Origin of the sequence: Streptomyces stelliscabiei, from assembly GCF_014873495.1 — a bacterium.
GTDB lineage: Bacteria > Actinomycetota > Actinomycetes > Streptomycetales > Streptomycetaceae > Streptomyces > Streptomyces bottropensis.
The window spans coordinates 4,297,681-4,322,292 of sequence record NZ_JADBGF010000001.1 but is presented as its reverse complement, the minus strand read 5'-3'; the positions used below and the strand labels follow the sequence as shown (position 1 = coordinate 4,322,292).

At 74.2% G+C, this 24,612-nt stretch carries 14 protein-coding genes; 2 read left to right on the top strand and 12 right to left on the bottom strand.

The features are described from left to right. Positions 1-55: 55 nt before the first annotated feature. The 3 genes from galE to H4687_RS19040 form a co-directional block, all read right to left on the bottom strand. The gene (gene galE / locus H4687_RS19050) at positions 56-1,027 is read right to left on the bottom strand and encodes a UDP-glucose 4-epimerase GalE (RefSeq protein ID WP_046918678.1); all 972 of its coding nucleotides are present in this window, start codon (positions 1,025-1,027) and stop codon (positions 56-58) included. 91 nt (positions 1,028-1,118) lie between these two features. Next, a complete protein-coding gene (locus H4687_RS19045; RefSeq protein ID WP_050399261.1) occupies positions 1,119-2,711 on the bottom strand; it encodes a glycosyltransferase family 2 protein in 1,593 nt (530 codons plus the stop codon). 159 nt (positions 2,712-2,870) lie between these two features. Next, a complete protein-coding gene (locus tag H4687_RS19040) occupies positions 2,871-3,386 on the bottom strand; it encodes a MarR family winged helix-turn-helix transcriptional regulator (RefSeq protein WP_050399260.1) in 516 nt (171 codons plus the stop codon). A 129-nt stretch (positions 3,387-3,515) separates the two neighbouring features. Between H4687_RS19040 and H4687_RS19035 the strand changes: the two genes are divergently transcribed. After that, complete coding sequence (locus tag H4687_RS19035) at positions 3,516-3,929, top strand: organic hydroperoxide resistance protein (RefSeq protein WP_005486852.1); 414 nt, start codon at positions 3,516-3,518, stop codon at positions 3,927-3,929. Between the two features lie 49 nt (positions 3,930-3,978). Here the strand turns inward: H4687_RS19035 and H4687_RS19030 are convergent, their stop codons facing one another. The 9 genes from H4687_RS19030 to H4687_RS18990 form a co-directional block, all read right to left on the bottom strand. Then, on the bottom strand, positions 3,979-5,562 hold the full coding sequence (locus H4687_RS19030) for a hypothetical protein (RefSeq protein WP_046915631.1): 1,584 nt from the start codon (positions 5,560-5,562) through the stop codon (positions 3,979-3,981). Positions 5,563-5,601: 39 nt separating this feature from the next. Further along, positions 5,602-6,870 carry a hypothetical protein gene (locus tag H4687_RS19025; protein WP_192781692.1) on the bottom strand — a complete coding sequence of 423 codons (1,269 nt, stop codon included), beginning with the start codon at positions 6,868-6,870 and terminating at the stop codon, positions 5,602-5,604. Next, positions 6,867-9,089 carry a bifunctional glycosyltransferase/CDP-glycerol:glycerophosphate glycerophosphotransferase gene (locus H4687_RS19020; protein WP_046914546.1) on the bottom strand — a complete coding sequence of 741 codons (2,223 nt, stop codon included), beginning with the start codon at positions 9,087-9,089 and terminating at the stop codon, positions 6,867-6,869. The genes H4687_RS19025 and H4687_RS19020 overlap by 4 nt, the downstream gene beginning before the upstream one ends. A 5-nt stretch (positions 9,090-9,094) precedes the next feature. After that, entirely contained in the window at positions 9,095-11,269 is a 2,175-nt protein-coding gene (locus H4687_RS19015) for a bifunctional glycosyltransferase/CDP-glycerol:glycerophosphate glycerophosphotransferase (RefSeq protein WP_050399259.1), read from the bottom strand. Positions 11,270-11,434: 165 nt separating this feature from the next. Next, a complete protein-coding gene (locus H4687_RS19010; protein ID WP_046915849.1) occupies positions 11,435-13,675 on the bottom strand; it encodes a bifunctional glycosyltransferase/CDP-glycerol:glycerophosphate glycerophosphotransferase in 2,241 nt (746 codons plus the stop codon). Between the two features lie 204 nt (positions 13,676-13,879). Then, entirely contained in the window at positions 13,880-14,797 is a 918-nt protein-coding gene (locus H4687_RS19005) for a carbohydrate ABC transporter permease (RefSeq protein ID WP_046915848.1), read from the bottom strand. Further along, positions 14,794-16,158, bottom strand: coding sequence for a carbohydrate ABC transporter permease (locus tag H4687_RS19000; RefSeq protein ID WP_225966739.1), 1,365 nt, complete (start codon positions 16,156-16,158; stop codon positions 14,794-14,796). The genes H4687_RS19005 and H4687_RS19000 overlap by 4 nt, the downstream gene beginning before the upstream one ends. Before the next feature lie 10 nt (positions 16,159-16,168). Continuing rightward, positions 16,169-17,566, bottom strand: a complete 1,398-nt coding sequence (locus tag H4687_RS18995) for an ABC transporter substrate-binding protein (protein ID WP_050399257.1) — start codon at positions 17,564-17,566, stop codon at positions 16,169-16,171. A 440-nt stretch (positions 17,567-18,006) separates the two neighbouring features. After that, positions 18,007-21,978, bottom strand: coding sequence for an FHA domain-containing protein (locus tag H4687_RS18990; RefSeq protein WP_050399256.1), 3,972 nt, complete (start codon positions 21,976-21,978; stop codon positions 18,007-18,009). A gap of 550 nt (positions 21,979-22,528) precedes the next feature. Between H4687_RS18990 and H4687_RS18985 the strand changes: the two genes are divergently transcribed. After that, entirely contained in the window at positions 22,529-24,265 is a 1,737-nt protein-coding gene (locus H4687_RS18985; protein WP_046919769.1) for a serine/threonine-protein kinase, read from the top strand. Positions 24,266-24,612 lie beyond the last annotated feature (347 nt).

The following is a 24,612-nucleotide window of genomic DNA, read 5'->3' as shown; positions in this document are numbered from 1 at the left end:
GGCACCGGACAGTTCCCACGGTACGTCGATCCCGTCACAATCCTCTCCGGTCGTCTCACCGCGAGGGGTGGTTCACCGTCCAGCCCGCCCACGCCGAAGCGATCATGTCGTCGACGCCGTACCGGGCCTTCCAGCCCAGCTCGGCGGCGATCCGGTCCGCCGAGGCGACGACGCGCGCGGGGTCGCCGGGTCGTCGCCCGACGGCCACGGGAGTCACGTCGTGGCCGGTGAGCGCGGTGATCCGGTCGATCATCCCGCGCACCGAAACACCGTCCCCGCGCCCGATGTTGAGGGTGAGATCGGTGCCCGGCGCCTCGCGCAGCCGCCGCGCGGTCGCCACGTGGGCCTCGGCGAGGTCGACGACATGGATGTAGTCCCGGACACAGGTCCCGTCGGGGGTCGGGTAGTCGGTGCCGAAGATCCGTGGCGGGGCGCCCTCGGAGAGCTTCTCGAAGACCATGGGGACGAGGTTGAAGACGCCGGTGTCGGCCAGTCGCGGGGTCGCGGCCCCCGCCACGTTGAAGTAGCGCAGGGAGGCCGTCGACAGGCCGGTCGCCCGGCCCGTGGCCCGTACCAGCCACTCGCCGGCCAGCTTGGTCTCGCCGTAGGGGCTCATCGGCGCGCACGGCGTCTCCTCGGTGACGAGGGCCGCCTCGGGCATGCCGTACACGGCGGCGGAGGAGGAGAACACGAAGGACGCGACCCCGGCGTCCGTGACGGCCGACAGCAGGGTGCGCAGGCCCTCGACGTTCTCCCGGTAGTAGTGCAGCGGCCGTTCGACGGACTCGCCGACCTGCTTCTTCGCCGCGAGATGGACGACACCGGTGACGTGCCGGTCCCGGACGACCCGGGCCAGCCGGTCCGCGTCGAGGGTGGAGCCGATCTCCAACGGCACGCCGTCGGGCACCCGTTCGGCGACCCCCGTGGACAGGTCGTCGTAGACGACGGTCTCCTCGCCCGCGTCGAGCATCGCGCGCACCACGTGCGCCCCGATGTATCCGGCGCCACCGGTGATCAGCCAGGTCATGGACGACCGTCCCCTCGTACCTCTCGTAGTCATGGCGATGACGTGCCGTGTCAGCCGCCATGGTGATGATGCAGGTGCAACCAGTCGGCTCTCAGTGAAGCAGGCGTGTGAGGCGACGCAGCACCACATCGGTCAAACCTCGCCAACCGGGCGCGAGCCGCAGCGCGAGCGCCCCCGCGTGCGTCGCGTACGGCTGCGCGAGGAGCACCCCGTGGCGGGCGCTCGGCAGCGCGCTCCGGCGCAGCAGCCCGGCGCCCGCGACGGCGTGCGCGGTGGTCTCGCGCCGGCCGCCGTCCGCGAAGCGCAGCCGCAGCCGGAGGTCCCAGGTGCCGCTGCCCAGCGCGGCGAGATCCAGCGGGACGTCCGCCGTCCAGCTGTCGAAGCCGGGCTCGGCCACGAGGGAGGCCGTGGCGGCGAACCCCACCCGCCCGTCCTTGCGTTCGGTGAACTCCACCTCCACGCTCCGCGGCCCCGCCTGCGCCATCCGCCCGTACAGCTCGTGCAGCCGCAGGCGGAGCGTCGTCCGCCGCGCGCGGGGCCGCAGTTCCGCGTCGACGGCGGCCGGCAGCAGGTGCACGGGGCGGACGAGGAGATGGTCCAGCTCCACCTGCGGCAGTTCCGCGGACCAGACGGGCGTGCCGTCACCCGCGCGTGCGTAGGGCGGTGTCAGCCGGGCCGGGCGGGCCGCGATCTCCTTGAGGCGGGCCAGGTCGCGCGGTTCCTCGGCGGCCAGGATCACCCGGGCGACCACCCGGCCGGGCGCGGGCGCCGTCGCGAAGTCGCCCTCGTCGAAGGAGGCCAGGTGCGCGCGGGTCAGGGCCCACCACGCGCGCCGGTACTCCGCGCCGCGCAGGTCCAGCTCGCGCGCGTACATCCGCAGCGAGTGGTCGAGGAAGCGCGTCCGCGTCGCCCGCGCGAGCTGCTTCTCGCCGGCGCCCAGCAGGATGTCGTACGACAGGCGGTCGGCCTCCGTCCGGGCCCGCCAGTTGGCGATGCCGGAGCGGTCGAGGGAGAGGGACAGCCGGGTGGCCGAGCGGCGCACGTGCCAGACGTACACCGGATCGGGGACGAGGGCGGTCCGCGGCGCGGCGGCCAGGACACGCGCGCCGAAGACGAAGTCCTCGTACGGGAAGCGGCCGTCGGGGAAGCGGATCGCGTGGTCGCGCAGAAAGGTGGTGCGGTAGAGCTTGTTGACGCAGAGGGTGTCGTGCGCCAGGCGCACGCGCCGGGAGGGGTGCGGCACCAGCGTGCGCCGGGCGTACAGCTCGGGCTGCCACGGGGTCTCGCGGCCGGACGGCAGCTCCCTGCGCACGCACAGCCCCGAGGCGACCGGCGCGTCGTGCTCCAGGGCGGCGCCCAGCAGCGCGTCCACGGCGCCGGGCGGCAGTACGTCGTCGCTGTCCAGGAACATCACGTACGGCGCGGCCGCGGCGTCCACCCCGTCGTTGCGCGGGGTGCCGCAGCCGCCGCTGTTGGACCGGCGCCGCAGTACCCGCAGACGGGGCTCCGCCTCGGCCAGCCGCTCCAGCAGCTCGCCGCTGCCGTCCGTCGAACAGTCGTCGACCGCGATCACCTCGCGGACGGCCGGTCCCTGCGCGAGCGCCGAACGCACGGCGTCCGCCACGTGGGCGGCGTCGTCGTAGCCGATGACGACGACGGAGACCTGCGCCTGCTGGAGAGCCATGGTTGCCCCGCACCTGTGAGAGGTATGTGTGCAAATCTTCCCTTAAGGGCGACTTCGCGGCCCGGTGGGGAAGAGGGTGCGCGGGGGGCGGGGGTTCCGCGTGGGGCGGTCCGTTCTGATCGACCGGTCAGGCGACCGGGCCTTCGGCTGCTCCGCCGGCTACTCCGTCGGCTCCTCCAGTGCCGCCTCGTCCAGCGCGGTCGTCAGGCGGTCCAGCCGGTCGCGCAGGTCGCGGATCTCGTCCAGGTCCAAGGTCGTCGCGGAGACGATCCGGCGCGGCACCGCCAGGGCGCGCTCACGCAGGGCGGCGCCCTCCCCGGTCGGCCGCACCACGACCGACCGCTCGTCGCGCGCGCTGCGCTCCCGCTGGACGAGTCCGGCGGCCTCCAGACGCTTGAGCAGCGGCGAAAGGGTCCCGGAGTCGAGCCGCAGATGCTCGCCCAGCTTCTTGACGGGCAGCTCTCCCCGCTCCCACAGCACCAGCATCACCAGGTACTGCGGATAGGTGATCCCCAGATCCTTCAGGGTCACGCGGTAGACGCTGTTGAAGGCGCGGGAGGCGGCGTGCAGGGAGAAGCAGATCTGCCGGTCGAGACGGAGGAACTCCTCCTCGGAGATCTGCCCGGAGATCTCCGAGGAGACCCCCTCGGGCGTGGGAACGGCACTCGTGGTCATGGATCCAGCGTAACTCCTGTCCGTCATTTAGTTGTGGGCAATTGAATTGTGTGCTCTACTTGAGTCCGTGAACGGCGGTCGGACCGGACCGCCGGACGTGAGATGACCTGTGAAAGGGATGGTTCTTCCATGGACGCGCTCTACACCGCTGTCGCCACCGCCACCCACGGCCGTGACGGTCGCGCCGTCAGCAACGACGGCAAGCTCGACCTCGACCTGGCACTCCCGGTGGAGCTGGGCGGCAACGGCCAGGGCACCAACCCCGAGCAGCTCTTCGCCGCCGGCTACTCCGCCTGCTTCGCCAGCGCCCTCGGTCTCGTCGGCCGTGCGGCCAAGGTCGATGTCAGCGACGCCGCCGTGACCGCCGAGGTCGGCATAGGCAAGCAGGGCGAGGGCTTCGCCCTCAAGGTCACCCTCCGCGTCGAACTCCCCGACTCCGTCGACGAGGCCACCGGCCGCAAGCTCGTCGAGCAGGCCCACCAGGTCTGCCCCTACTCCAACGCCACCCGCAACAACATCCCGGTCGAGCTGGTCGTCGAGTAGGTCCGGCAGCCCCGGGCCGCCACCCGGCGCGGACCGCTCCGCGCGCCCCCTACGGAGCGATCCGCGCCAGCACCTCCCCGGTCCGCGGACTCCAGTCCACGACCACCGCCTCCCCGGGCACCCGACGCCACCGCGTCAGCAGCAGCCACCGCACCCCGTACCGCCGGGCGACGGTCCCGCGCCGCCCACGGGTCGACGCGGGATCGAGGTAGGCCCGGACCTCGGTGAGCCGTCGCCCCCGTTCCGCCTCCGGCAGCGCCGGATCGGACCACGGGGGCGCCACCACGTTCACCCCGTACCCCGGGAGCGAGCGCCCCGCGCGGTACCCGTCGGTGAGCAGTACCTCGCCCGCCCGCACATGCCGGGCCGCCCACGCGTACGACGGCCACCGCGGCGGCTGTGCGAAGCCGACGGGGTCGAACACGGCCGGTACGACCGCGCCGGCGTGCACCATGAGCAACCCCGCGCACGCCCCCGCGACCGCCGCGCCGCCCAGCGCCCGCCGCGCCCACCGCCACGGTCGGGGCGCCGCCAGCTCCACCCCGAGGGCGACCTGCGCGGCCACGGCCGCGACCTCCGCGACCCGGCCGTATGCGGGGTGTCCGCCCACCCAGCCGTACGCCGCCACCAGGCACTCCGTCGCGCACACCAGCACCAGCGGGTCCCTGCGCGACCCACGCCCCCGTGCCCACAGCGCCGGCAGTCCGAGCAGCGCCGGCCAGAGGTGGCCGGCCACGTCCGCGAAGGGCGGGACGGCGTTCGCGCTCGTGCCTGTGGCCGACGACAGGACGTCGTAGGAGGGCCAGGCGACCGCGACCGCCGCGGCGACCGTCGCCGTCAGTACCCAGCGCCCCGCCAGCGGCGCCCGCCACCCGTGCTGCCAGGCCGTCACGAGCGCCGTGGCCCCGGCCACCGCGGCCGCGGCCGTCATCGGATGCACCAGCAGGATCAGCCCGTAGAGGGCGCCGAGCCCGGCGTACGCTCCCAGGCCGCCGAGGCCGCTCGGCCCGACGTACCGTGCCCGCCGCCCGGAACCGCCGCCCCGCGCGCGTACTCCCGTCCACGCCCACCCCCAGAACATCAGCCCGAGGGCGAACGCGGACGGGTGGCCGAGGTCCGTCGTCATCGACATCAGCCCGGGGCCGCCGCTCCACGGGGCCGTCCCCGTGCCCCACAGCAGGGTCGTGAACAGCAGCGCGAAAACCGGCGCCCACGCCCGGGGCGTGAGGACGCGCACGAAACGGCCGAGCCCGGTGAGCAGCACCAGCAGGTTCACCGGACCGGCGAGCTTCACCAGCGACCAGCCGCTCAGCCCGGTCAGCCGCGCGAGAACCCCCTGCGCGAGGGCGTACGGGGAGTAGTGCGGGCTGCCCGCGCCCGGCAGGGCGGCGGTCGGGTGGGCCGGGTGCAGCAGGTCCCAGCGGAGCCGTTCGACGACCGCCGCGTGCAGACCGGCGTCGCAGCACAGCGGCACCCGCCAGTACGCCAGCGTCGTCACCAGCCAGAACAGCCCGCCCACGACAAGGTAGGGAGTGGGCCGCCGGGTCAGCCGGCCACGGCCGCCGCGCAGGGCGGTGACCCCGGGGGCGACGCGGCGGCCGGAAGCGTGACCGAGCTGGACTGTCTGCGGCATCTGGCGTGTATTCCCGCTATCGGCCCGCCCGGCGGCGGCTCAGCTCGCGGTCACCACATCGAGTGAGCTTCGCGGGGCCGTGACGCGTTCCAGCAGCAGCGGCAGCCCCAGCACCGGCAGCAGCCACGCCACCACGATCAGCCGGTCGCCCCAGATGGTGATGTCCGGGTGCCCGGCCTGGTTGAGGATCCCCGTGAACGCGCCGGCGATCACGAACCACCCGAACGCGGGCCGCTGCCGCGACGCGCCCCACGCGCCCGCCCCCAGCGCGGCCAGGAACAGGGGCTGGGTCAGCTGCCGACGCCCCCACTCCCCCCAGAAGCGAGCCTCCAGGTGCAGGAACTCGGGCCACAGCCGGTCCCGGTCGGGGTGGGTGTAGTGGTCGGTGAGCAGGTCCTGGAGGCTCTCGGTGGACGCCGGGTAGCGCAGCAGCCCGGCGAGCACCGGCGTGCACACCACCGCGCCCGCCGACACCGCACCGACCGCCCGCACCCATGTCTCGACCGGCCCGCGCCCCTCGCCTTCACCGCCGCGTGCGCGCCGCACGGCGACCACCGCGCACGCCCCCGCCAGACACGCCCCCAGAAACAGCGCCTGCGAGTGCTTCACCGTGAACAGCGCCGCCAGGGCGCCGCCCACCAGCGGCACCCCCGCCCGCACCCGCCCCTCCATCGCCAGCGCGCACCCCCACAGCGCCGCCAGCGTCAGGGCCAGCAACAGCCCCTCGGTCATGGGCCGCATGGCGGTCGCGCCGCACGGCAGGACGTAGTACAGGGCCTGCCCGGTGAGGGCGACGGGGGTGGGGGCGCGGACGGCGCGCAGGACGAGGAAGGCCAGGACGCCCCCGGCCGCCGCGATCAGCACGCTCGCCAGCCACACGCCCCACACGACCCCGAACACGGCGACGAACGGCGCCAGCAGCACCGGATACCCGGGCCGCACCTCGAAGATCCGCTGGAACCGCTCCGAGGCGAACGGGGCGATGGGGCCCTCGGTCCGCCCGGCCGCCAGCCCCCGGTCCACCCTCCGCCACAGGTCCCGGCCGCACTCCTCGGCGACCCGCGCGGCCGGGCTCGGCTCGCGGAACCGCACCACGTCCACGCTCTGCTTCCGCTCGGCCGTCGCCGCCCGGCTCCCGCAGTAGTGGTCGATGGCCCCGGCCGCCGACTCCCGCGGGCCCGCGCCACCCAGCGTGAGGGCGTACGAGACGTAGTTCTTGGTGTCGGGGGTGGCGCGCCCGGTGACACTCGCGAACTGGAGCAGCGCGAAACCGGCGGCGAGCAGCAGCACCCACGCCCGCGCCCTCATGACAACACGAAGCCCGTGCTCGTCATCGACCCCGGCGCCCTCGGCGCGGGCACCGCCACCGCCCGCTCACCCAGCATCAGCGTCCGTACGACCCGCTCGGCCGCCCGCCCGTCGTCGAACTCGCAGTACCGCTCCCGGAACCCGGCCCGCAGCCGCGCCGACTCCGCGTCCCGCCACTGCCCGGAGTCGAACAGCCAGGCCAGCTCCCGGTAGGAGCGCGACACATGGCCGGGCGGATCGGCGGTGATGTCCACGTACATGCCCCTGCTCACCGCGAAGGCGTCCCGGTCGTCGGCGTGCACGACGATCGGCCGGTCGAGGTTGGCGTAGTCGAACATCAGGGCCGAGTAGTCCGTGACGAGGACGTCGGCGGCGAGCATCACCTCCTCGGCGTGGGGCTCGTCCGTCGCGTCCACGACGACACCCCGCCGGTGCAGCTCGGCGAGCCCGAACCCGCGCGCCGGGCCGTCCGCCGACGACGGATGCAGCCGTACGACGAGGGTGTGGGCCTCGCCCAGGCTGCGCCGCAGGTCGGCGGCGAACCGGGCGAGGTCCAGGCGGTCGACGTGGCCGCCCCGCCGGTAGTCGCGGAACGTCGGCGCGTACAGCACGACCGTGTGCCCGGCCGGGATGCCGAGCCGTGCCCGGATCCGCGCACCGCTGTCCGGGCCGGCGTTCACCAGGACGTCGTTGCGCGGGCTGCCGGTGCGCAGCGAGGTGAACCCGCACGGATACGCCCTGCTCCACACCAGTTCGGAGTGGCGGTTGGCGACCAGGCTGTGGTCCCAGCGGTCGGCCCGGCGCAGCGTCTCCGGCACGTCCACGCCGAGCCGGGCACCGGGCCGGTGCAGCAGGTCGGCGCCCATGAACTTGAGCGGGGTGCCCTGGTGGGTGTGGAGGTGCACGCTGCCCGGCCGCTTGGTGAGGGTGCCGGGCCAGGGGGTGTTGCCGACGAAGTACGTCGCCCGCGCGGCCAGCCGCAGATACTCGGGCGAGCCCGGCGTCACGTACGCGACCCCCGGAGGGAGCGCCGGCACCCGCTCCGGCCGCACCACCCACACCCCGCGGATGTGGGGCGCGAGAGCACGGGCGGCCTGGTACACGGCCGCCGGGTCTCCGAGCACCCCCCGGTGCGCGAACGCCGAGTACAGGGCCAGATCCGGGTCCAGCGGCAGCCGTTCGTGGGCCAGCGACCAGCCCCTGCCGATCAGCTCGGCGCCGGCCGCGCGCAGGCGCTCCCCGCGTACGCCGAGCGCGCCACGGACCCCGGCCACCCGGCGCCGGGCGCGGTACGCGGCCCAGCCGCCCGCCAGCACGCGGTGCTCGGGGGTCACCGGGTCGCCGTCCGACCGGTGCTTGCGGTACAGCGCCGCCGTCCGCCGGAAGAACTCGGCCCTGTCGCCGCCCGGCACCCGGTCCGGCTCGGCGAGGACGGACAGGCAGTGCGCCGCCATCCCGTCCCGTACGAGGGAGCGCCAACTCGCCAGTTCGGGGCGGGAGTCCAGGAAGCCGAAGACCCGCTCGTACTGGTCGTGCACGTCGAAGTGCCGACGGCTCGTGGTGGACAGGAGGCCGCCCCGACGTCGCAGCCGGTGGGCCACGCAGATCCGGTCGAGCGTGGCGATCCGCCCGGCGTCGAGCAGGACCGGGAACGTCCACGGAGTGTCCTCGTAGTGGCCCGGCGGGAACCGGAACCGTCGCGTCTCGACGAACTCCCGCCGGTACGCCTTGTTCCACACGACCGTCGGCAGTTCGAGGACCCGCGGGCGCTCCGCGGCCGTGAAGACGCCCTCACCGACCGCGGACAGGAGGTGTGCGGAGGCGTCGCGCCGCGTCCCGCCCCACCAGTGCGCGCGGACGTGGTCGAAGACCAGCACATCGGGGTCACCGGTCTCGTCCAGCCGGTCCGCCAGCGCCCGCAGGGCCCCCGGGACGAGGGTGTCGTCGCTGTCGAGGAAGAGCACGAAGTCGCCGCCGGCGTACGGCAGTCCGGCGTTGCGGGCGCGGCCGGGACCCACGTTCGCGGGCAGGTGCAGCACCCGCACCCGCGGGTCGCGGGCGGCGTACGCGTCGAGGATCGCGCCGCTGCCGTCCGGCGAGCAGTCGTTGACGGCGATCACCTCCAGATCCCGGTACGACTGCTCCAGGACCGAGTCGAGGCACTCGCGCAGAAAGCCCCGGACCTCGAACACGGGGACGATGACACTGAAGCGGGGCATGACCGTCAGCTCCTCACGAGGGTCGCGGCGGCGGGCGCCGGGGCCGGGGTCCGTTCGGCGAGCGGCACGACGGGCGGCAGTGCCCGCGGCCCCTCGCCCAGGAACACCCGCCGTACGACCCGTTCGGCCGCCCGCCCGTCGTCGAACTGGCAGAACCGCTCCCGGAACCTCGCGCGCAGGGCGTCGGCCTCCACGTCCGCGTACGAGCCGTCGCGGAACAGGTCCGCCAGCTCCCGCTCGGTGCGCGCCACATGACCGGGCGGCGCGGCCGGCAGGTCGAGACAGACGCCCCGGGTCTCCCGCAGGACGTCCCAGCCCTCCGCGTGGATCACGATCGGCCGGTCGAGATGGGCGTAGTCGAACATCAGGGCGGAGTGGTCGGTGATCAGCGCGTCGGCGGCGAGACAGACGTCCTCGACCGAGTGGTGCGCGGTGACGTCGATGATCCGGCCGCCCGTCCTGCGTGCGCTCGCGCCGCCGTGGACGTCACCCGCCCGCAGCAGCACCACGTACTCCTCGCCGACCGCCTCGCAGAACGCCTCCGGATCGAGCCGGGCGCCTGGGCCGGTGGCCGGGTCGTGGGGGGCGTCGCGGCGGGCGGGGGCGTACAGGAGGGCCTTCCTGCCCTCCGGCACGCCCAGTTCGCGCCGGGCGCGCGTCACGTCCTCGGCAGTCGCCGTGTAGTGGACGTCGTTGCGCGGGGAGCCGTACTCCAGCGTCTCGTACGCGCCCGGGAAGGCCCGCTCCCAGGTCTGTGTGGAGTGCCGGTTGGCGGAGAGGGCGAAGTCCCAGCGGTCCACGTGGGCGACGAGGCCGGTGAAGTCGCCGGACGCGGCGGCCGCCACCGGGTACGGGGCCCGGTCCACGCCCGTCGTCGTCAGCGGGGTGCCCCGCTGGGTGCGGACGTGGACGCCGCGGGCGCGCTTGACGACCGCTTCCGCGCCCGCCGTCTCGACGTCGGTGCCGTCGACGACGTACTGGGCGCGGGCGAGGGCCTGCCCGTGGCGCCGGGTGCCGATGACGGCGTACTCGGCGCCCTCGGGGAGAGCGTCCACCGCGTCGGGCTCGACGAGGAACACCGCACGCAGCCGGGGGGCGAGTTCTCGGGCCTTCGCGTGGAGGGCGACGAGGTCGCAGCCGAGGTCACCGCCCCGGTGCGCGCGGTACACGACGAGGTTCCTGTCCAGCGGCAGACGGCGCTGGACGGCGTACGCGGCACGGGTCAGGGGCGCGCGCGGGCGGGGGAGCGCGGCCGACGCCCCGGCCACCGCCCGCTCGGCGGCGCACAGGACCCGGAAGCCGGCGTACGAGCCGGACGCGAGCAACCGGTGCTGTACGCCGAGGAGGCCGCCGGGCGGCTGGAAACCGGCCGGGACGTAGTGGCGGTACAGGTGCGTGGCACGGCGGAAGAACGCGCGGCGGTGGTGGACCGGCAGCCGCTCCGGGTGCGCGGCGGTCCGCAGCACCACCGCGAACAACCGCGCGAACAACGCCTGGGGCACGCCCTGTTCGGCCGTGGCCCGGGCGAGGACCAGCTCCACCTGGTCGAGCAGTTCGAGCTGGTGCGCGCCGGGGGCGTGCAGCCGGCTGCCCTGCCGGCGCAGCAGATGGCGTACGCAGACCGTCTCCGGCAGCTCGGCCGTGCGGTCGGTGGCCAGCGCGACCAGGCCGCTCCAGCCGAGGTCGGTGTAGTGGCCGATGGGGAAGAGGAGTTGACGTTCGGCGAGGAAGTCCCGGCGGTAGGCCGCGCTCCACGCCGGGGTCTGCGGGCCGGCCGGGCGCACGACGGTCGTCCCGCCCTCCCACCAGTGCGCGCGCTCATGCGCGAAGTACAGGACATCGGGGTCGCCGGCCTCGCGCAGCCGGTCCGCGATCGCCCGCAGCGCGCCCGGCGCGAGCGTGTCGTCCCCGTCCAGGAACAGCACGTACGTCCCGTGCGCCGCCGCGATCCCCGCGTTGCGGGCCGCACTCAGTCCGCCCGAGGGGGGCGACTCGACCGGAACCACCCGGGTGTCCCTGCCGGCGTACGCGGCGCCGACGGCTCCCGCCGGGGAACCCGGTGCGTCATGGACCGGGATCAGCTCGAAGTCGCCGAACGGCTGCGTGAGGACCGAGTCCAGGGCGAGCGACAGCCGCCCTTCGACACCGTGCGAGGGGACGATGATGCTGAAGCGGGGCATTCTGTCCTTTCGGGGCGAGTTTGTCGGGTGCGGGCGGGTGCGGGGGACGTTGTCTGCGGGTGCGCGGGTGCGCGGGTGCGCGGGGGCTGGTCGCGCGGTTCCCCGCGCCCCTGGGGAGCGCGGGCTGCGCCCCGCGCTCCCCAGCGCGGCGGGGTCGGCAAACGCCTACGTGCCCAGCGCCCCGTCCACCGCCGGACGGGCCGCCGCGGCCGACGGGACGGGATGCCGCTCGGCCAGGGGGACGAAGTCCACCGGCGCGACCTCGCCCAGCACCACCCGCCGCACCACCCGCTCGGCCGCCCGCCCGTCGTCGAACGGACAGAACCGCTCCCGGAACGCCGACCGCAACTGCGCCGACCGCGACCCCCGCCAGTGCCCCGTGGCGAAGATGTCGATCAGCTCGTCCTCACTGCGCGCCACCGCCCCCGGCGGGAAGGAGCGCAGATCGAAGTAGGTGCCCCGCGCCGCCTCGTACGCCTCCCAGTCCTCCGCGTGGATCACGATCGGCCGGTCGAGGTTGGCGTAGTCGAACATCAGGGACGAGTAGTCGGTGACCAGCGCGTCCGAGGCGAGGCACAGGTTCTCCACGCTCGGATGGCCGGTGACGTCCAGCAGACGGCCGTGCGCCAGATCCGTCAGCGGGGAGCCGTACCCGTGGTGGGCCCGGGCGAGGACCACGAACCGCGGCCCGAGCTTGCGCAGCACCCGCTCCAGGTCCAGATGGGCGCGCTGCGAGTGGCGGTAGTCGCGGTGCGTGGGGGCGTACAGGACGGCGACCGCGCCCTCGGGGATGCCGAGCTGTTCGCGTACCCGGGCCACGTCCGCCGTGTTCGCCCGCAGGAACACGTCGTTGCGCGGCGAGCCGTATTCGAGGGTCGTGTACGGGGAGGGGTGGACGCGCTCCCAGACGAGTGTGGAGTGGCGGTTGCCGGACAGGACGTAGTCCCACCGGTCGCTGCCGCGCAGCGCGGCAGCGAAGTCCGCGCCGCGCGCCGCCGCCGGCCGGTCCTGGAGGTCGAGCCCCATCCGCTTGAGCGGCGTGCCGTGCCGGGTCTGCAGCAGCACCTGCCCGCGGCGCTTGGCCAGGCGCCGGTCGAAGTCGACGTTGCTCACCAGGTACCTGGAGCGGGCCAGCGCCGTCCAGTACGCCATCGAGCCGGGGAGCACCCGCCGGGTCCCCACCGGGAGCGTGTGGTGGTGCTCCGGGCGTGCGATCCACGAGGTGCGCATCCGGGGGACGTACGTGCGGAACGCGTTCTCCAGCGCGGCCGGGCTGCACTCGTAGCCCCGGCCGTCGTACGCGGCGAACACGGCCCGGTCGGCACGCAGCGGGAGGAGGCGCTGGACGCGGTAGTGGAGGCGCAGCCCGGCCGTACGCAGCAGCCCGGCCAGGCCCCGCGCCCGGCGCCCGGCGCCCCGGCCCAGCCGCGCCCCCGCCCACAGCGCGCGGTGGAGACGCGGACCGCCGAGCCGCAGGAGCGCGTGCCGGAGCCGGGCGCGGGCGCGGAGGGGGGCGCCCGGGGTGCGGTAGCGGGCGCAGTACACGCGGACCGTGCGCAGGTACTCGGCGTGCGCCTGGCGCGGCAGCCGGTGGCGCCGGGAGAACACGGAGGTGAGGTGGTCGACCATGCGCCGGAACAGCACCGGGCGCCACTGCGCCAGCTCCGGCCGCTCGTCGACGTACGCGAACACCCGGTCGTACTGCTCGAACACGTCGAAGTGACCGCGCGTAGTCGCCCCCAACAGGCTGCCGTGGCGGCGCCGGCGGTGATGGACACAGACCCGGTCGAGGGTGGCGACGGACTCGGCGGCCATCAGGACGGGGTACGTCCAGGCCGTGTCCTCGTAGATGCCGGGCGGGAAGCGGAAGTCGTGGTCCTCGACGAACTCCCGCTTGTACGCCTTGTTCCACACGGCCGGGCGGACGTGCAGCAGGCCCGGACGGTCGTCCAGGCGGAAGGGGGCGGGGCCCTGCTCGGTCAGCTGGAGGCCGCGTTCGTCGCGGACGGACTCGCCCGACCAGGAGACGCGGGCGAAGTCGTGGACGAGGACGTCCGGTTCGCCGGTCTCCTTGACGCGGTCGGCGATCGCCCGGAGCGCGCCCGGCGCGAACGTGTCGTCGCCGTCGAGGAAGAGGAGGTAGTCCCCCCTCGCGTACTCCATCCCCTTGTTGCGGGCGGCACCCGGGCCCGCGTTCTCCCGCAGGCGCACGGTGCGCCGTACGCGGGGGTCGCGGGCCGCGGTCTCGTCGGCGATCGCGCCGCAGTTGTCGGGGGAGGCGTCGTCGACGACGATCAGTTCGAGGTCGGTGAAGGACTGGGAGAGCACGGAATCCAGGCATTCCTGCAGGTACGCCTGAACCTTGTACGCGGGAACGATGACACTGAACCTGGGCAAGGAGGACATCCATGGGTCGGCGCGGGCATACTGCCCGGAAACGGCCGATGGGATGATTTGGTTACGGTGCGTGTTCCATACGGGGGACAGGGAGGGGAGTTGGGGGCGCGCGGAGGTGAATTCCGGCGCGGGCTGCGGGGGTTGCCGCGCGCCCGACCTCCGGGCGCCCGCCCGGCACACCTCGCAACTCCCGTGCTGCGAGCTTCCCTTGCCCTACTTCACCGCCCCCGCCATCACCCCCGACACGAACTGCCGCTGGAACGCGAAGAACACGGCCAGCGGGATCACCATCGAGATGAAGGCACCCGGCGCCAGCACCTCGATGTTGCTGCCGAACTGCCTCACCTGCTGCTGGAGCGCGACCGTCAGCGGCTGGGAGTCGGAGCTGGAGAACACCAGCGCGACCAGCATGTCGTTCCACACCCACAGGAACTGGAAGATCCCGAGCGACGCCAACGCCGGTGCGGCCAGGGGCAGTACGACCGTCGCGAACAGCCGGACCTCACCCGCCCCGTCCAGCCGTGCCGCCTCCAGCAGCTCGCGCGGGATCTCCGCGAAGAAGTTCCGCAACAGGAAGATCGCGAACGGCAGTCCGAAGCCGACGTGGAAGAGGACGACGCCGATGATGTCGCCGAAGATCCCGAGGTCCCGGAAGAGTCCGGACAGCGGGATCAGTGCCACCTGCACCGGGACCACCAGCAGCCCCACCACGGCCATGAACCACCAGTCGCGGCCCTTGAAGTCCAGCCAGGCGAAGGCGTATCCGGCCATCGCGCCGATCAGGACGACCAGCAGCGTCGCCGGGACCGTGATCCAGACCGTGTTGAGCAGGGCGTCCGTGATGCCGTCGTTCTCCAGCAGCGACGCATAGCTCTTGGTGGTGAGCTGGGCCGGGGCCGTGAACACCTTCCACCACCCGGAGGTGGAGATGTCGGTCGGGTCGCGGAACGAGGAGACCAGCAGCCCGAAGGTCGGCACCAGCCAGAACAGCGCCACCAGCAGCAGGAACACGCGCAACACGCCGCCCGCCGCGCCGCTCGCGAGCCGGGAGGCGACGGAGCGTTCGCGGCGAACGGGCTCCTCGCGCGCCGGAGTTCCCGGCGCGGGCGCGGGGGTTTCGAGAGCGGTCACCGCTGGCGCTCCTTCCTGAGACGCCGGATGTTGACCCACATCACCGGCAGCACGAGCAGCAGCAGGACCACGCCGATCGCACTGCCGAGACCGAAGTCGCCCCCGCCGCCGTACGACACCAGGTACAGCTGCAGGGCCAGTACGTTGGCCTCGTCCTGGCTGGGCTGGGGGGCGATGATGTAGACGAGGTCGAACACCTTCATCACGTTGATCATCAGCGTGACGAGGACGACGACCAGGACCGGTGCGAGCAGGGGCACGGTGACCCGGCGGAACACCTGCCACTCGTTCGCCCCGTCCACCCGGGCGGCTTCGAGCAGGTTGCGGTCGACCCCGGCGAGGCCCGCCGCGATCAGCACCATCGCGAAGCCGGCCCACATCCAGACGTACGACCCGATGACGGCCGGGGTGACGAGCGCCGGGCCCAGCCAGTCGATGCCGTTGTAGGGCGCCGCGAAGTTCGAGCCCGGCAGCCGGAGTCGGGCTCCGTCCGCCGCCTCGGGCAGGCTGAAGGTGCCGTCGCCGCCGCTGGTGGTGGAGGCGACGACCGCACCGTCCTTCACCGCCTCGACCTTGACGCCCTTCAGCCCCTTCTCGCCCGGGTCGACGGCCCCCTTCTCGCCACCGCCGCCGAGCCGGAAGTCCAGCCAGACGGTGCCGGTGACGCCGTCACCACCGGCGGCCCCGGCGGCCTTCGCGTCCTGTGCGTCGCCGGGCAGGCTGCCCGGCGCGATACCGACGAGGGGGAGCAGCGCCGGGGTGCCCGCCCGCGCGGTCCCCTCCGTGGTGAACGCACCACCGCCGGACGCCTTCAGATCGCTCACCTGGGCGTTGGGCCGGGCCTTCGGATACACCGACTCGTCCACGAACACGTCGTGCACGGACGTCACCACCGCGTTGGCGACGCCCTGGTCCGGGTCCTGCTCGTACACCAGCCGGAAGATGATGCCCGCGGCGAGCATCGAGATCGCCATCGGCATGAAGACGATCAGCTTGAACGCCGTTCCCCAGCGGATGCGTTCGGTCAGCACCGCGAAGATCAGTCCGAGCGCGGTGACGAGGGCCGGGGCCACCGCGACCCAGATCGCGGTGTTGCGCACGGCGACGAGGGTGGAGTCGTCGGAGAAGATCTCCGCGTAGTTGTCGAGGCCGACGAAGCCCGAGCCGTCCGCGTCGAACAGGCTCCGCCAGACCGAGTACCCGATCGGGTAGACCACGAGCGCGCCGAGCAGCACCAGCGCGGGCAGCAGAAACAGCACCGCCACCCACAGCCGGGTTCCCGTCACGCTCTTGCGGGGTGCGGCGGGGGGCGTCGGCAGTGCGCCGGCGCCTCCCGCCGTCTTCGTCACGGCAGACGGCATGAGGTCGTCGTCAGCCGTTCCCGTAGGCCTTCGCCGCGTCGGCCTCCAACCGCTTCTGGGCACCGGCCACGTCGTCGGGACTCTTCAGGAAGTCCTGGAGGTCCTTCCACTCGCCCACGCCCTGCGTGCCGCCGAACGCCGCGGGGGCCTGGTCGGACATGTCGAAGCGGAAGTCGTCGCCCGCCGCGAGCAGCGCCTTGGCGATCTCCCGGGTGACGTCGTCCTTGTAACTTCCCTCGTCCATCTCCTTGTTGGGGGAGAGGAAGCCGCCCTGTGCCGCCCAGATCTCCGCCGCGTCGGTCGAGGCGAGGAAGGTGAGCAGCGCCTGTGCGCCCTTGCCGTCCTTCAGCGCCACGGCCGCGTCGCCGCCGGTGACCACGGGGGAGGCGTCGCCGACCGCCGGGAACGGGAACACCTTGGCATCCGTGCCGATCTTCGCGTCCGTGTCGCCGTTGATGGTGACGGCCACGAAGTCGCCCTCGAACACCATGCCCGCCGGGGTGTCCCCGCCGAAGGTCTGCGTGATCGACTTCGGGTACTCCGTCTGCAGTGCGCCGGAGGCGCCGCCCGCGATCAGGTCGTCCTCGCCCCACAGCTCGGCGAGCGTGGTGAGGGCTTGCTTGACGGAGGGGTCGGTCCACTTGATCTCGTGCTTGGCGAGCTGGTCGTACTTCTCCGGGCCCGCCTGCGAGAGGTAGACGTTCTCGAACCAGTCGGTGAGCGTCCAGCCGTCGGCGCCGCCGATGGACACGGCCGGTGAGCCCGCGTCGGAGAGCGTCTGCGCGGTCTGCAGGAACTCGTCCCACGACCCCGGTTCCTCGGTGATGCCCGCCGCCTCGAAGGCCGCGGTGTTGTACCAGACGAGGGACTTGTTGGCGGCTTTCGCGTAGACGCCGTACTGCTTGCCCTCGTAGGCGCCGAGGTCCTTCCAGCCGTCCGAGAAGTTCTTGTCCAACTGCGCCTGGGCCTCGCTGCCGAGCGGCTTCACCCAGCCCTTGTCGGCGAACTGGTGCAACACGCCGACCTGCGGCAGGAACGCCACGTCCGGCGGTTTGCCGCCCTCGATCTTCGTACCGAGGAACGTGGAGGTGTTGTTGCCGGTGGGCACGAAGGTCACCGAGGCGCCGGTGCGTTTCTCGAACTCGTCCAGCACCTTCTGGAAGTTGTCCAGTTCCGGGCCCGTGAAGACCGCGGCGACCTCCAGCTTCTGGCCGTCCAGCTTGGGGAGTTTCACGGTGGCCTCGTTGCCGCCGTCGCTGCCGTTGTCACCCTTGTCGCCGCCGTCGTCGTCCCCGCCGCACGCAGTGAGGGAGAGGGCGAGGACGCCTGCGGCGAGGGCCGCGAGGGCTTTGGCCGTGGGGGGATGGGTGGGCTTGCCAGGGGGATTGGGCTTGCGTGTGCGAACCATGCGGTGAATACGGCGAATATGGTGGATGTTGCGCATCTCTGACCCCGTTCTCCGTGCGTCGTCGAACGTAGAGCGCTGTCCCGTGCGCTCTGGTCTACGCCGCGTGGTCGGGGGCGGCAAGAGCGCCTGCCGCGTCAACGACGTGATCGTGACCGCGTCGTGACCATGGGAGCGCCGGCCGCCGCCGCTTTCGGGGTGGGGGTGATCGGGGCCGTGTGGGTGGGTGCGGGTGAGTCGTGGTTGCTCGCGCAGTTCCCCGCGCCTCTTGAGGGCCTGCGGCCCCCAGGGACGTTGTTGCCCAGCCCCGCTCGGTTGCTCCGCCGGTGGGTGTCTCCGCGCGGGGGTGGTGGCCCTGTGGGTGTGTGGCTGGGTGCGGATGCGGATGCGGATGCGGCGCGGTCGCTCGCGCCGTTCCCCGCGCCCCTTTCGGGGCCCGGGGGTCAGAGCAGGGACGGTACCTGTGTGGCCGAGACCTCGCGGGCCGCTCGGTCCAGGGCGCTGGCCAGGAGGGCGAGGTCGGTCGGGCCGTTGCCCAGTTCGCGGACCGGGCGTCGGGCCGGGGGGTCGCCCATGCGTGCCCAGTCGAGGGGGACGACGGTCGGGCGGAGGGTGGCGGTGCGGGGGATGCGGCCCGTGACGCGGCCCGCCTGGAACGCGGTCGTACGGCCACCCTCGCCCAGCAACTCCCCCCGGCCGGGCGCCGGTTCGTCCGGGCCCGGCATCGGCGCGCTCAGGACGACCCGTGCACCGGCCGCCTTGCCCAGCTCACCCTCGCCCGGGCGCCCGCCGACGCCGGTCGTGGCGACGAGATGCACCCCGAGACGCTCGCCCTCCCGGGCCACCGCCTCCAGGGCCCGTACGACGGACCCCGCCGCCGGCCGGCCGGTGGAACCCAGGGCGGGTGACAACAGGGCGTCCAGGTCGTCGACGATGACGACGAGCCGGGGCAGCTCGGCGGCGGGGTTCCTCCCGGCCGCGCCCCTGCCGCCCGGGTCGGTGTTCCTGCGGCTCGCCGCCGGCCGCAGCCGAAGGGTGGAGCTGGAGGACGAGTCGAGGTCGGCGGCCCCGGACCCCGACGCACCCGGCCCCGAAGCACCCGGCCCCGACGGCGCCGAGCGCTGCGGGACGATACGCCCCGAGACCTCGCGCCGCGTGTGCCACTCCACGAACCCCAGCCCGCCGAGCAGTTCGTACCGCCGCTTCAGCTCCGTGATCAGGGACTGCGCGAACTCCCGCATCCGGACAGGGTCGTTGGCCGTGAGATGCGTCCCCACGTGGGGCAGGTCGGTACAGACCCCCAGTCCCTCCCCGGCCCGCCCGCCACCGGCACCGGAGGCGCCACCGGCACCGCCGTCCCGCCCGTCCACGAGGGCGATGCCCAGCCGGTCGGGCCGCTCGGCGGCCGCGAGCGACGCGGCGACGGACCGCAGCAGCTCCGTACGGCCGCTTCCGGCATGCCCCTCGATCAGCAGATGGGGGCCCTCGGCGACGAGGTCCACGGAGACCGGACCGCGCGGCCCGGCGCCGAGCACGGCCCAGGCCCGTCCGCCGAGCGCCGTCGTGTCGTCGGTCGCGTCCGCCCACCGGGCCATCAGCGACGCGGGTGTGGCCCGCGCCAGCCCCAACTCGTCCAGCAGCCGCGCCGACTGCGGCAGCGGCGCCGACACGCGCGCCTGCCGGTCCCCGGCCGTGCCGTCCGTCCGCAACGGCGCCAGCGCCCGCGCGAACCGCTCGGCCCACGCCGGGGACACCGCGTCGAGCGTGGCCACCGTGCCGTGGTTCAGCAGCCCGGGCCCGCCCGGGGTGAGGGAGGCGAGATCCTGGGTGCCGGGATGCGTCCGCTCCTCGGCACCGGAGAGCCCGCTCCCCGTGAGGTCGATATGGGTGTGCGTACGGCTCACCGGGGCGTCGGCCTGCGGACCGCGCGCGTGGTCGGCCGGAACGGACGCGGAGGCCGCGGACGCGGGGCGCGCGCCCCCCGTACGACCGGAGCCGGCCGTCGCCGATCCCCCCGCACCGCTCCCCGCGCCGTGTCCGGACCCGGCGGAGGCGACCCGCAGCAGTCGCAGCGCCGTGGCCACGTCACCGCTGAGCAGGGCGACGGCCCCGCACGCGCGGAACGCGGGCGAGGTCTCGCAGGCCGCCGTGTACGTCTCCGTCACCGGTGAGGCGGGTGACGCGGACTCCGTCTCGGCGAGGCACACGACATGGATCCCGGCGAGGGGCCCCTCGTGCGCCAGCCGCACCACGGCCTCGCGCACATCGGCGCCTCCGGGGTCGCCGTCCACGATCACCACCGTGTACGACCCCGTGAAGTCGTCGTCCGCCGGGCCGTCCTCCCGGGCCCAGGAGGGCCGCCGCACGGCCCGCCGGCCGGCACCGCCCCCGCCCGCCCCCTCGCGCTCGGCCTCCTGCCCCGCGAGGCCGCCCGCTCCGGTCGTGGTCGTACGACCGCCGCCGCCCGCGCCCGGGGTGCTCCCGGGCGCGTGTCCGGCCGTGTCCGCCGCGTGGTCCTCCACGCGGCGCAGCAGCTCGTCCAGCCGGGCCGTCGTCTGCTCGCGGTCGTAGGCGAGGAGGAGGCGGCAGTCCTGGCCGTGGGCGGGGCGCAGATGGGGGAGCCAGCCGAGCCAGGACCAGTCGGCGGCCCGTTCCTCGGCGGAGCGGGAGCGGTCCGCGCTGATCAGGACCAGTTCCAGGGCGTCGGGGGAGTGCAGCGCGGCGAGCTGGGCCACGACCGCGCGGGTCAGCCCCATCAGCCGGGGGCGCGGCCCGGCCAGGCCCAGCGCGCCGACCTCGCGCAGCCCGGTGGTCACCGGCACCGCCGGCAACAGTCCCGATCCGTCCGGCGCCGCCCGGTCCGCCGTGCCCAGCCGCACCGTCAGGGCCTCCGGGTGCCCCGGCCCCCGCTCCCACAGCCGGGCGCCCGGCCCGAGCGCGGTGAGCAGCAGGGCGGCGGGGTCCGGCCAGGTCTCCGGCAGCCGTTCCCCGCCGGAGAGGAGTACCGAGGCCAGCGCCCCCTGCTCGTCCTCGTCGTCCTCCGTGTCGTACTCGTAGGGGTCGTACTCGGCTTCCGCCTGCCCCCGCCCGCCGGTCAACCGCCGGGCCCAGGCCCCGAATCCGCCCCGCCTGCGCACCCCGCGCGGCACCTCCGTGCCACGGAGGGGGGTGCCTTTGCGCGTGCCGGCCCCGGCGGCCTCGTCGGCGGTCCCGTCGTCGTCCCCGAAAGCTCCCGGCCCACCGGAGCCGCCGAGCCCGCCCGGCCCGGGTGCATCACCGGGGCCGTGGAAGGCGGCCGGCCCCTGCGCGGCCTCGGCCGCGCGCGTGTCACCGGGCCCCCGGGTGTCCTCGGCGTCGCGGGGGTGATCTCCGCCGTGCCCGCCGGGCCTCCCGGGCCCTCCGTGACCCCCGCGGGTGTCACCGGCGCGGCCATGAACGTCCGACCCGTCGCCGCCCGTCGCGCCGTCGGGCGCGTGCGCCCGGCCGGTACCGGACGCGGCTCCGTGACCCTCGGCGACGGACCCCGCGCCCCCCGCCGTCCGCTCGATCCCGGGCACCCCGCCCTGCCCCGGCACCGTCCGCCGCTCGGCCCGGCCCTGCGCGGCGTCCTCGGCCGCCGGGCCGCCCGCACCTCCCCGAGCCGTTCCGCCGGCACCGAGGCCGGAGCCGCGTGGGGCCCCCGCTCCCGCCCGGGAGCCCGCGACGGCCGCCGCCTCCGCACCGCTCTCCGAGCCCCCGACCCGCACGCGGACGTGCCCCTCCCCGTCGGGTGCCGTCGCGATCCCCCGCGCCCCCGACGACGAGGCCAGGCGGAGCGCGGACTCGCCGATGCGCAGCAGGGCGCCCGGGGCGAGGCGTACCGGGCGGTCGCCCACGCGGGTGCCGTCGAGGGTGGTGCCGTTGGTGGAGCCGAGGTCGACGACCGAGACACGGCCGTCGGAGGCGAGGGTGACCGCGCAGTGGAGGCGGGAGACGTCCGGGTCGTCGAGCGGGACGTCGGCGTCGGCGGAGCGGCCGATGTGGATCTTTCCGCCGTGCAGCAGATGGACGCCGCCCGCGTCGGGGCCGGCCACGACATGGAGCTGCGCGGCGGCCTCGTCGACCTCGGGGCCCGCTTCGGCGGGGGTGCCGAGGGAGAGCACGGCGCCGTCGATGAGGGGCGGCTCGCCCAGAGTGCAGCGCTGGGTGTCGAGGCGCTCGGCACCGGCGTACAGCACGACCTGTCCGCCGCCGGCCTCCCGGCTGCGCTCCAGCCGCTCCGCACCGCCGTCGCCGACGGCGGACGCGAGGCCCGAGGCCACCGCGGCGAGAGCCGTCCCGGCGGGCGCCGTGACCAGCACGTCGCAGGCCGTGGCACGTCCTCGCGGCTCGGAGGTCGGTCCCAGCGGGTCTACGACGGTCAGCCGGATCTGCATCGCCGTCAGCGGTCCCTTCCGCGCGGGCACCCGCGACCACGAGGACGAGACTGCGCGGTCCCCACCGCAGACTTCCCCCACCGCTCACGGGCACGTCGGCCAGTTCTGGAGGCATCCTCGCACCTGCCACTGACAACACGCCCGCCGCCCACCGGCAAGTGATCTTGATTGGTCGGCTCTGCCCCCAAAAGTGCCTGACCAGTGCCCGCTAGTTGATCACTTGAGATCGGTCACGTCCGTTTCTGGAGCGGCGTACGTCCGTATCGACCACCGCCTCCGTCCGTATCCGGAACGGCCCTCGTCCGTCCGCGGCAACCAACCGCCCACGCGTGAGCGTCTTTCCATCGAACACACACGGGTACCCGTACGTACTCGCGGAGACGGACACAGGCAGTCGACACACAACGGTCGGACCAAGTCACAGCAAAACGGGCGGGAAGAGTCAGGAAGACGACAGCCCGGTACCGCGGACCGCCGCACTACAGTGGGTCGGAACGCCCGCGGGACTCCAGGGTGTGACCAGGCAAGCAAGCAACAGGGAGCGCATGACGTGCGGCCGGTAGGGAGCAAGTACCTCCTTGAGGAGCCGATTGGACGCGGCGCCACAGGCACTGTCTGGCGCGCCCGCCAGCGGGAGACTGCGGGGGCCGAGGCGGCGGTGCCCGGACACCCCGGCGAGACCGTGGCGATCAAGGTCCTCAAGGAGGAGCTCGCGAGCGACGCGGACATCGTGATGCGGTTCCTGCGGGAGCGCTCCGTGCTGCTCCGGCTCACCCACCCGAACGTCGTACGGGTACGGGACCTCGTCGTCGAGGGCGATCTGCTGGCGCTGGTCATGGACCTGATCGAGGGCCCGGACCTGCACCGGTACCTCCGGGAGAACGGTCCGTTCTCCCCCGTCGGCGCGTCGCTGCTCACCGCCCAGATCGCCGACGCGCTCGCCGCCAGCCACGCCGACGGCGTCGTCCACCGCGATCTGAAGCCCGCCAACGTGCTGCTCAGGCAGGGCGGCGGCGAGATGCACCCGATGCTGACCGACTTCGGCATCGCCCGCCTCGCCGACTCCCCGGGTCTGACCCGGACCAGCGAGTTCGTCGGCACGCCCGCGTACGTGGCCCCCGAGTCCGCCGAGGGCCGGCCGCAGACCTCCGCCGTCGACATCTACGGCGCCGGCATCCTGATGTACGAACTGGTCACCGGGCGCCCCCCGTTCAACGGCCAGTCCGCGCTCGAAGTGCTGCACCAGCACCTCAGCGCCGAGCCGCGCCGCCCGTCCACCGTCCCCGACCCGCTGTGGACGGTCATCGAGCGCTGTCTGCGCAAGAACCCGGACGAGCGGCCCAGCGCCGTCAACCTCGCCCGCGCGCTGCGCATCGTCGCCGAGGGCGTCGGCGTGCACGCGAACTCCATGCAGATCGCCGCCGCCGACGGGGTGGGCCACATCCTCGCCCCCGACCCGGCGCCGGCGCAGGTGCCGGGCGCCGCCCCGGACCCGTTCGGCTCGGCCGACGCGACGCAGGTGCTGCCGCACGGCGCCGGCGCGTACGACCCGAACGCCGCGACCAGCGTGCTCCCGCACACCTCCGGCCCGGCGGGCTCGGGCGACCCCACCACCGTGCTCCCGCACACCGGCGGCGCCGACCCGACGTCCGTCATGCCGCCGGTGCCGTCGCACGATTCCGGCGGCCGGCCGCCGGAGGAGCCGCACCCCTGGCAGAACCAGCTGCGCGCGGCCCGCGACCGCAACGAGCAGACCCAGATCCAGCAGTACCTCGACCCCGGTGAGGACCCGCTGCGCCGCCGCCCCCAGCGGCAGGCCAACCGCCAGCAGCCCCAGCAGCAGCCCCAGCGCCCTCCGCAGCAGCCGCCGCGCCGGCAGCAGCGCGGGGCCCAGGGCGGGCCGGGCGCCGGGTACGGGCACCCGCAGCAGCAACAGCCGTACGCCCCCGCGCCCCCGCCTCCGCCGCAGCCCCAGCGCCAGCAGCCGCAGCGGTACGCTCCCGCGCCGCAGCCCCAGCAGCCGGCGCCCCGGCCCCAGCGTGAGCCCCGGCCGCCGCGCGAGCCGCGTCAGCGCAGCGCCAATCCGATGAGGATCCCGGGGCTCGGCTGCCTCAAGGGCTGTCTCTTCATGATCGTCCTGTTCCTCGTCGGAGGCTGGCTGATCTGGGAGTTCACGCCCCTCCAGAGCTGGATCGGCACCGGTCAGAGCTGGTGGGGCCAGCTCTCCGACTGGGTCGGCGATGTGGGCAAGTGGGTCCGGGAGCTGGACAACGGCTCGGGGAAGTAGGCCGCCTCATGGCTCGGGGGTTCGGGTGCTTGGGCGGCTGCGGCCCGGTGGGGCTGGTCGCGCAGTTCCCCGCGCCCCTGAAAGTCCGGGAAGCTGCGCCCCATGCTTTTCAGGGCCCGCAGGGGCCTGGGCTTTCAGGGCCCGCAAGAGCCTGATGCTTTCAGGGGCGTGGGGGCCTGATGTTTTAGGGGCGCGGGGAACTGCGCGAGAAGTCCCACCGGACCCGCACCCGACAGCGCGCCCCGACCACGCCCCCGCCTCCCGACCACGCCCCCGCCTCCCGCCCCTCACCCCGACGTTGGGGACTTGTCGACATCTGAGGGGTGATTTCCGCCGCGACGGTGAAG

What these genes read in the sequence shown, in the direction of transcription:
- galE (WP_046918678.1), bottom strand. Translation starts at nt 1,027, where the DNA reads ATGACCTGGCTGATCACCGGTGGCGCCGGATACATCGGGGCGCACGTG.
- H4687_RS19045 (WP_050399261.1), bottom strand. Translation starts at nt 2,711, where the DNA reads ATGGCTCTCCAGCAGGCGCAGGTCTCCGTCGTCGTCATCGGCTACGAC.
- H4687_RS19040 (WP_050399260.1), bottom strand. Translation starts at nt 3,386, where the DNA reads ATGACCACGAGTGCCGTTCCCACGCCCGAGGGGGTCTCCTCGGAGATC.
- H4687_RS19035 (WP_005486852.1), top strand. Translation starts at nt 3,516, where the DNA reads ATGGACGCGCTCTACACCGCTGTCGCCACCGCCACCCACGGCCGTGAC.
- H4687_RS19030 (WP_046915631.1), bottom strand. Translation starts at nt 5,562, where the DNA reads ATGCCGCAGACAGTCCAGCTCGGTCACGCTTCCGGCCGCCGCGTCGCC.
- H4687_RS19025 (WP_192781692.1), bottom strand. Translation starts at nt 6,870, where the DNA reads ATGAGGGCGCGGGCGTGGGTGCTGCTGCTCGCCGCCGGTTTCGCGCTG.
- H4687_RS19020 (WP_046914546.1), bottom strand. Translation starts at nt 9,089, where the DNA reads ATGCCCCGCTTCAGTGTCATCGTCCCCGTGTTCGAGGTCCGGGGCTTT.
- H4687_RS19015 (WP_050399259.1), bottom strand. Translation starts at nt 11,269, where the DNA reads ATGCCCCGCTTCAGCATCATCGTCCCCTCGCACGGTGTCGAAGGGCGG.
- H4687_RS19010 (WP_046915849.1), bottom strand. Translation starts at nt 13,675, where the DNA reads ATGTCCTCCTTGCCCAGGTTCAGTGTCATCGTTCCCGCGTACAAGGTT.
- H4687_RS19000 (WP_225966739.1), bottom strand. Translation starts at nt 16,158, where the DNA reads ATGCCGTCTGCCGTGACGAAGACGGCGGGAGGCGCCGGCGCACTGCCG.
- H4687_RS18995 (WP_050399257.1), bottom strand. Translation starts at nt 17,566, where the DNA reads ATGGTTCGCACACGCAAGCCCAATCCCCCTGGCAAGCCCACCCATCCC.
- H4687_RS18990 (WP_050399256.1), bottom strand. Translation starts at nt 21,978, where the DNA reads ATGCAGATCCGGCTGACCGTCGTAGACCCGCTGGGACCGACCTCCGAG.